The sequence below is a fragment of the Acidocella sp. genome (assembly GCF_052326845.1).
Taxonomy (GTDB): domain Bacteria; phylum Pseudomonadota; class Alphaproteobacteria; order Acetobacterales; family Acetobacteraceae; genus Acidocella.
This window is the reverse complement of record NZ_JBKQJR010000139.1, coordinates 23,169-30,920: the sequence shown is the minus strand read 5'-3', so window position 1 is coordinate 30,920 and position 7,752 is coordinate 23,169. Positions and strand designations below refer to the sequence as shown.

Below are 7,752 nucleotides of genomic sequence, written 5' to 3'. Positions count from 1 at the left end.
GGCGGGTTGGTGGAATAGCGGAACAGCCCGCCAATGGCGCCCGTGGCCAGCAGCACGCGGTCCGCCGGCAAGACGAAACTCTCGCCGCCGCGCGCGGCGAGCACACCGGTCACACCGGAATCATTGGTGAAAATGTGCCGCGCTGTGGCGTCCAGCACCTTAACATGCCCAGCCGCCCGCACCTGCTCGGCCAGAGCGCGCATGATCTCCGCCCCGGTCTGGTCGCCATGGGCGTGCAGGATGCGGTGGCGGGCATGCGCCGCCTCCAGCCCCAGGGCCAGCGCGCCGGTCGCGTCGCGGTCGAAGCGCACGCCCAGGCGCAGCAGCGTCTCCACCAGCGCCGGACCCGCAGCGATGATCCGTTCCACCACCGCGCGGTCGCACAAGCCAGCACCCGCCGCCAGCGTGTCGGCCACATGCAGCGCCACGCTATCCTCGGGCCCGACGGCCGCCGCCATGCCGCCCTGCGAGAGCCGGCTCGCCGCCCCCTCGCCCAGCTTCCCAGCGTTGAGCAGCGTGACCGGATGGGGTGCGGCGGCAAGTGCTGCCATCAGCCCCGCCACCCCGCCACCGATGATGATCATTTGACCGCCAGCATCCGCGCTCATTTCACCGCGAGCATCCGCGCTCATTTTACCGCGAGCATTCGCTCGACCGCCCGCCGCGCCGGAGCAAAGAACTCGGCCGGAATCGTCACCTCGGTCTGCATCTCCTCCAGCGCCTTGCGGATGTTCTTCAGCGTGATCCGTTTCATGTGCGGGCAGAGATTGCAGGGGCGGACGAACGCCGTGTCCGGATTGGCCTGGGCGATATTGTCGCTCATCGAGCATTCGGTGATCAGCGCCACGCGGGCGGGTTTTTGCGTGCGCACGTAATCGGCCATCACCGCGGTGGAGCCGGAGAAATCCGCCACCTCCACCACCTCGGGCGGGCATTCAGGGTGCGCCAGGATGACCACGCCCGGATGCGTCTGGCGCAGCTGCAAAATCTCGGCAGCGGTGAAGCGCTCATGCACCTCGCAATGGCCCTTCCAGGCGATGATCTTCACGTTGGTTTCCTTGGCGACATTCTGCGCCAGGAACTCGTCGGGGATCATGATCACTTCCGGCACGCCAAGCGATTCCACGACCTTCCTGGCATTGCCCGAGGTGCAGCAGATGTCGGACGCAGCCTTCACCGCCGCCGAGGTGTTCACATACGCCACCACCGGCCGGCCGGGGTACCTGGCCCGCAGCAGCGCCACATCTTCCGCCGTGATCGATTCCGCCAGCGAGCAGCCCGCGGCAGCGTCCGGGATCAGCACGGTCTTTTCCGGGTTCATCAGCTTCGCCGTCTCGGCCATGAAGTGCACGCCCGCCAGCACGATCACATCGGCGTCGGCTTTCTCGGCCTCGCGCGCCAGGGCCAGGCTGTCGCCCACAATATCGGCAACGCCGTGGAAGATGTCCGGGGTCTGGTAGTTATGCGCCAGGATCACGGCGCGGCGCTTGCGCTTGAGGTCGAGGATCGCCTCGGCATCCTCTGCCATGGTGGCCCATTCGATGGGAGGGATCACACGGGAAACACGGTCGTACAGGTCAAGCGGCATCGCGCACTCCTTTTATACTCAATGTGAGTATAAATCTTACAGACGCAATTATACTCACCTTGAGAATAAGGTAGCAACAATTATTTCACGAGTGGCAGCTTTGTGCCTGAAACATCGCGCTCCTCCAGCACCGCCTGGCGGAAGCGGAACAGCTTGGCAGGGCGGCCCGCGAGGCCCGAGGTGTATTTCCCGGTTTCCTCCACCAGCTCCTGCTGCTCAATGAGGCGGCGGAAATTCGGCTTGTGCAGGGTCTGCCCGGCCAGGGCCTCCATGGTCTGCTGCAGTTCGAGCATGGTGAACTCATGCGCCAGCAGCTCGAACACCACCGGGCGGTATTTGATCTTGGCGCGCAGCCGGGCGATCGCCGTGGCCAGGATGCGGCGGTGATCGTGCGTCATCTCCTTGCCGGGCACCGGCTCGCCCTCGCCTGGGCGGGGGCGGCGGGCTTCGGGAACAAGGGCCGCCTCCCAGAGCAGTTCGTAGCGTTGCAGCACCAGCTCCTCGTTCCATCCCTGCGCGCCGAACAGCCCCGCCACCCGCGCCTGCCGCGCCGCATTCGCTCCGGCCCAGGCGTGCAACCGGGGCAGAATGGCCGCCACATGCCCTGCCGCAGCCCCCTGGCGCGCATCCTCCCAGGGGAAGTACTCGTACCAGCTATGCCATTCGGCGCCGGGATATTCCGCCACCGCCTGCCGGCTGAGGCCGAGATAAGAGATGGAAATACCCCGGGCCGAACCGGGTAACTGCCCGGCGAAGGTGTAGAGCTGCTCGACATAGCCGAGCGGATGATGCGTCTGCCGCTCCACCCAGGCCCGCAGCCCGGATTGCAGGGAGCGATGCCCTTCCTCCAGCGGGCCGGACGGCAGGGCGTAGCCGGAGCCGATGGTCAGCACGCGCGGATCTCCATCCGTCACGGCGGCAAGAACCGCAATCAGCTCGGCCTGGACCGTTCCACCTTCCATGGGCCCTTGTCGCGCATTTGCCGCCGCGCGGGAAGCAGCTCAATCCAGTGATTTGTCAAAGCGCAGCACACTCACCCCAAGCATCACGGCGGCCAGCAGGAACAGCGCCAGGAAATCCGGCCAGAGCACGGCGAAGCCCACGCCCTTGAGGAACACCGCGCGGAGGATGACGAGGAAGTAGCGCAGCGGGTTGATGAGCGTGAACCATTGCAGCACCGCTGGCATGGCGGCGATGGGAAAGGCGAAGCCGGATAGGATGAAGAGCGGATTCACCAGGAAGAAGTTCAGCGCGAAGGCCTGCTGCTGCGTGCGCGACGCCGTGGAGAGCAGCAGGCCTAGCCCAATGGATGCCAGCAGGAACAGCGCGGAGCCGAGCAGCAGCACCAGCGGATTGCCGACGAAGGGCACATGGAACCATGTGCAGCCCAGTCCCGTGACCAGTGCTACATCGCCAAAGCCGATGAGTAAGAACGGCACGGTCTTGCCCAGGATGAATTCCACCCGGCTGATCGGGCTGACCATGATCTGCTCCAGCGTGCCCATCTCCCGCTCGCGCACCACGGCGAAGGCGGTGAGGCTGACCACCTGCATCAGCGCCAGCGTGCCGATAACGCCGGGAATGAAGAACCAGCGGTCGTCCAGCCCCGCGTTGAACCAAGGCCGCTCCTGCAAGGAGACGCTCACCGCCCCCGGCGCGGCGGCGCTGCCGCCTCCCGCCGGCGGGCTGGCCTCATCCTCCTCGAACAGCGTGACGATCTGGCTGACATAGCCGAGCGCGATCAGCGCGGTGTTGGAGTTCGTGCCGTCCACCACCACTTCCAGCGGCGCGGTCTGGCCGTTGGCGAAATCCTTGGCGAAACCGGCATGGATGATGATCCCGGCGACCGCCTGCCCGGTGTCGATATCGCGGTTGAGCTGGTCCTGGCTCTCCACGTTATCCACGACATCGAAACGCTTCGTGGCGGTGAAATGCGAGACCAAGGCGCGGCTGGCTTGGCTGTGGTCGAGGTCGAGAACGGCTGTGGCGACATGGTTCACGGTGAAGGTGGCGGCATAGCCGTAGATGAGGAGCTGGATAACCAGCGGCGCGACTAGGCGGAAAATCGCCCAGGGGTCGCGCTTTAGCTCGATGAACTCCTTCATCAGCATGACGCGGATGCGCTCTAACATGGCTAGTCCAGGCTCTTGCGGAAGGCCCGCGCCGCCGCGCGGATGATGATCGCGGCATAGACGAGCAGCGCAATGACGGGGACCGCCATCTCCCAAAGCGAGCTGCCCTTGAGGAACACCGCCCGCAGGATGGTGACATAATAGCGCGCCGGCACGATCCAGGAGATGACGCGCACCGGCTCGGGCATCTGGTCGAGCGGGAAGGTGTAGCCGGAAAGCATCGTCGTGGGCAGCATGGTGAGCATGAGCGCGATCTGGCTGGCGCCGAGCTGGCTGTGGATGCGCACCGAGAGCAGATAGCCGATCCCCAAGACCACCAGTGCGAACAGCGCGGTGGTGACGATGAGCGTGAACAGGCTACCGCGGAACGGCACATGGAACCAGAAGGCGGTGGCGCCGAGGCAGAAGGCGGCATCCAGCAGGCCGAGGGCGAAATACGGCGCCAGCTTGCCGAACATCAGCTCCAGCGCCGTCACCGGCGTCGAGATCAGCTGCTCCATCGTGCCGCGCTCCCATTCGCGCGAGACGGTGAGCGAGGTGAGCTGCGACCCGACCAGCGCGAGGATGACAGCGACCACGCCGGGCACGATGAAGTTGCGGCTGTCCAGCCCCTCGTTGAACCAGACGCGCGGGGAGAGATCGACGGTGCCGATGGTCTGCGCCTTGTCCCCATGCGCGGCCTGCCAGCGTGCGTTGATGTCGGCATTCAGCTGCGCGGTAATGCCCTGGGCATAGCCGGTGGCGACATTCGTGGTGTTAGTGTCGGTGGCGTCGAACACCGTCTGCACCTCAGCCTGACCCGTGGTGAACAGCGTGCGGGAGAAATCCACCGGGATCACCAGGGCGGCGATGCAGCTGCCGCGGTCCATCGCCGCGCGCAGGTCGCGGTCGCTGTACAGCACCGCCACGGGCTGGAACCAGTGCGAGGCGGTGAAGCTGTCCACGACCTCGCGGCTGAGCTGGCTGCGCTCCTGGTCATAGACGCAAAGCGGCACGCGCTTGATGTCCAGGCTGACGCCATAGCCGAGCAGCCCCATCTGCATCAGCGGCATCAGCAGCGCGATGGCGAGGCTGCGCGGGTCGCGCCAGATCTGCAGCGTCTCCTTGTAGGCGATGGCGATGAGGCGGCGCAGGTTCATGCGGCCTCCTGCGCGCGGCGATGCGAGACGATGCGGACGAACACATCCTCCAGGCTGGGCGTGATAAGCCGGGGCGGCCCGGCGGCAATGCCATGCGCCGCGAGCAGGGGCGGCAACGTTACCGGGTCGGCCCCGGGCGCCACCAGCACATGCAGCTTGTCGCCGAAAATCGCCGCCTCGATCACGCCTGGCGTCCGGCGCAGCACCGCCAGCGCCGCACCCAGCGGCGTGGCTTCCAGCTCCACCAGCACGCCGCCAAGATCATGCCGCCTGAGTTCGCCGGGGCTACCGATGGCCACCAGATGCCCGCCATCGATCAGCGCGATGCGGTTACAATACTCGGCTTCGTCCATGTAATGGGTGGTGACGAGGATGGTCACGCCATCCCCGACCAGGCTGTGGATCAGGTCCCAGAAGCGCCGCCGTGCCTGGGGCTCCACGCCGGAGGTTGGTTCGTCGAGGAACAGCACCGGCGGGCGGTGCAGAATGGCGCAGCCCAGCGCCAAACGCTGCTTCCAGCCGCCGGCCAGCGTTCGCACCAGCGCGGTCTCGCGCCCCGCCAGCCCCGCCATGGTGATGGCGAACGCCATGCGCTCCTTCAGTTCGGCACGCGGCACGCGATAGATGCCGCCGAAGAAACGCAGGTTCTCCGCTACCGTGAGGTCGCCATAGAGCGAGAATTTCTGCGACATGTAGCCGATATGCGCGCGCACCGCCTCCGGCTGGCGGGCGACATCGAACCCCGCGACGGTCGCGGTGCCGGCACTGGGGCGCAGCAGGCCGCAGAACATGCGGATGGCGGTGGACTTGCCCGCGCCGTTGGGGCCGATGAAGCCGACAACCTCGCCCTTGGCGATGTCCAAATCGAGCGAATCCACGGCCACGAAATCGCCGAAGCGCTTGGTCAGGCCGCGCGCCTGCACCACCGGGGGGCTGCCGGTCATGCCGAGCCCTCATCATCGCCGGTGAGGGCGACGAACACATCCTCGATCCCCGGCTCCTCCTGGGCAATGGCGCTGTAAGCCACGCCTTGCGCCCGCAGCCGGCCGGCGAATTCCGCCATCCGCCCGGCTGAGTCGGCGCGCAGATTCACATGGTCGCCCTTCAGCAGCACGCCCAGCACACCGGGCGCATCGGTCAGGGCCGCCCGAATTGCGCGCGGGTCCGGCGCGGTAATGGCGAGCAGCACGCCCGGCATGTTCCGCTTCATCCGCGCCGGGGTATCGCAGTCATGCACCCGCCCGGCATGCATCAGCGCCAGGCGCGAGCAGCGCTCGGCCTCGTCCATATAGGCGGTGGAGAACAGGATGGTGACGCCGCTTTCCCGCAAATTATACAGGATACCCCAGAAATCCCGGCGCGAGACCGGGTCCACCCCGGTGGTCGGCTCGTCCAGCAGCAGCACGGCCGGCGTGTGGATCAGCGCGCAGACCAGCCCGAGCTTCTGCTTCATCCCGCCCGAGAGCTTGCCCGCGAGGCGGCGGCGGAACGGTGCCATCCCCGCGGCTTCCAGCAGCTCCGCCGCGCGTGCCTGCCGGGCTTTCCGCGCCACGCCGAACAACTCGGCATAGAAGAAGATGTTCTCATCCACGGTCAGGTCCTCATACAGGCCGAACCGCTGCGGCATATAGCTGAGCCGGGATTTCGCCGCTTCCGGGTCGGCCAGCACATCCACGCCGTCGAGCGTGATCTCTCCCGCATCCGGGCGCAGCACCCCGGCGAGCATGCGCATCAGGGTGGTCTTGCCAGCGCCGTCCGGGCCCACGAGGCCGAAAATCTCACCGCGATTGATGCTGAGGCTGACCTCGCTCACCGCCGCCAGCTCGCCGAAATGCCGGGTGACGGCGCGGGCGGCGACCGCGACCTGCCCGCCTGCCTGGCTCATGGCCCGGGCGGCAGTAGCGGAATGCGGGCATCCGCGGGCATTCCGGGCAGGAGCTCATGTGTCGGATTGTCGATATCGATGCGCACACGGTAAACCAGGGTGATGCGCTCGGCGAAAGTCTGCACGGTTTTCGGCGTGAACTCCGCCTCCGGCGAGATGAAGCTGATGCGGCCGTGATAGATCTTGCGCGGGTAGGTGTCGGTGGCCACCTCCACCGCCTCGCCGAGCCGGATCTTGCCCAGGTCCGGCTCGTTCACATAGGCGCGCAGCCAGATATGGTCGAGATCGTCCAGCGTGAAGATGGCCACCCCCGGCCCAGCCAACTCGCCAAGCTCGGCCTCGCGCACGGCGATGACGCCGAAAAACGGCGCGGTGAGCGTGGCATAGCCAAGCGTGATCTCGTCGAGACGCAGCTTCGCCTCGGCTGCGGCGAGATTGGCCTGCGTCAGCCCGATATTGGCCTGCGCCTGCTCCACCACGGACTGGTCATGCGCCAGCGTGGCGGCGGATTGCTTCTCCGCCGTCGCGGCGAGGTCGCGCGTCTGTACCGAAACCGTTCTGGTCGCGACCAACCGCTCGGCCCGCATGTAGTCGAGCTGCTTCTCGGCCAGATCCGCCTCGTCGCTGGTCACATTATGCTGCGCGGCGGCAAGGCCGCTCTGGTTGGCCGCCACCTGCGCCTGGGCCACCTGCACATTGGCACGGTCAATCTCGACCTGCTGGCGGTAGAGCCGGTCATCGACCCGCGCCAGAACCGTGCCTTGTTGCACTGTCGCCCCCTCGTCGAATGGCAGTTCGGAGATCGGCGCCTGGACGCTGGTGAAGCTCAGCACGCTCTCATGCGCCTCGATATTGCCGGAGACGATGACATTGCCCGGCCCGGCCGCGCCGAACGGCCCTGTCTCCTCCGTATTCCAGCGCCAAGCCGCGTACAGCCCGGCGGCCGCGAGAAGCACGGCGGCAACCGCCAAAGCGCGGCGGCGGTTCATGCCTGAGGCCGTTTGTTAA

8 protein-coding genes are annotated in these 7,752 nt (G+C 66.7%); all 8 read right to left on the bottom strand.

Annotation, left to right across the window (positions count from 1 at the left end):
* The coding region (locus ACLPJJ_RS09215; RefSeq protein ID WP_443590680.1) for an FAD-dependent oxidoreductase at window positions 1–608 on the bottom strand (608 nt) is incomplete at its 3' end.
* Window positions 609–628: 20 nt separating this feature from the next.
* Complete coding sequence (gene nadA / locus ACLPJJ_RS09210) at window positions 629–1,588, bottom strand: quinolinate synthase NadA (protein WP_443590679.1); 960 nt, start codon at window positions 1,586–1,588, stop codon at window positions 629–631.
* A gap of 80 nt (window positions 1,589–1,668) precedes the next feature.
* Window positions 1,669–2,550, bottom strand: coding sequence for an NUDIX hydrolase (locus ACLPJJ_RS09205; RefSeq protein WP_443590678.1), 882 nt, complete (start codon window positions 2,548–2,550; stop codon window positions 1,669–1,671).
* Window positions 2,551–2,589: 39 nt separating this feature from the next.
* The gene (locus tag ACLPJJ_RS09200) at window positions 2,590–3,720 is read right to left on the bottom strand and encodes an ABC transporter permease (RefSeq protein ID WP_443590677.1); all 1,131 of its coding nucleotides are present in this window, start codon (window positions 3,718–3,720) and stop codon (window positions 2,590–2,592) included.
* Window positions 3,721–3,722: 2 nt separating this feature from the next.
* The gene (locus ACLPJJ_RS09195; protein ID WP_443590676.1) at window positions 3,723–4,859 is read right to left on the bottom strand and encodes an ABC transporter permease; all 1,137 of its coding nucleotides are present in this window, start codon (window positions 4,857–4,859) and stop codon (window positions 3,723–3,725) included.
* Window positions 4,856–5,803, bottom strand: a complete 948-nt coding sequence (locus ACLPJJ_RS09190) for an ATP-binding cassette domain-containing protein (protein ID WP_443590675.1) — start codon at window positions 5,801–5,803, stop codon at window positions 4,856–4,858. The genes ACLPJJ_RS09195 and ACLPJJ_RS09190 overlap by 4 nt, the downstream gene beginning before the upstream one ends.
* A complete protein-coding gene (locus ACLPJJ_RS09185; RefSeq protein ID WP_443590674.1) occupies window positions 5,800–6,744 on the bottom strand; it encodes an ABC transporter ATP-binding protein in 945 nt (314 codons plus the stop codon). Before ACLPJJ_RS09185 ends, ACLPJJ_RS09190 begins: the two co-directional genes overlap by 4 nt.
* Complete coding sequence (locus ACLPJJ_RS09180; protein WP_443590673.1) at window positions 6,741–7,733, bottom strand: HlyD family secretion protein; 993 nt, start codon at window positions 7,731–7,733, stop codon at window positions 6,741–6,743. Before ACLPJJ_RS09180 ends, ACLPJJ_RS09185 begins: the two co-directional genes overlap by 4 nt.
* Between the last annotated feature and the right edge of the window lie 19 nt (window positions 7,734–7,752).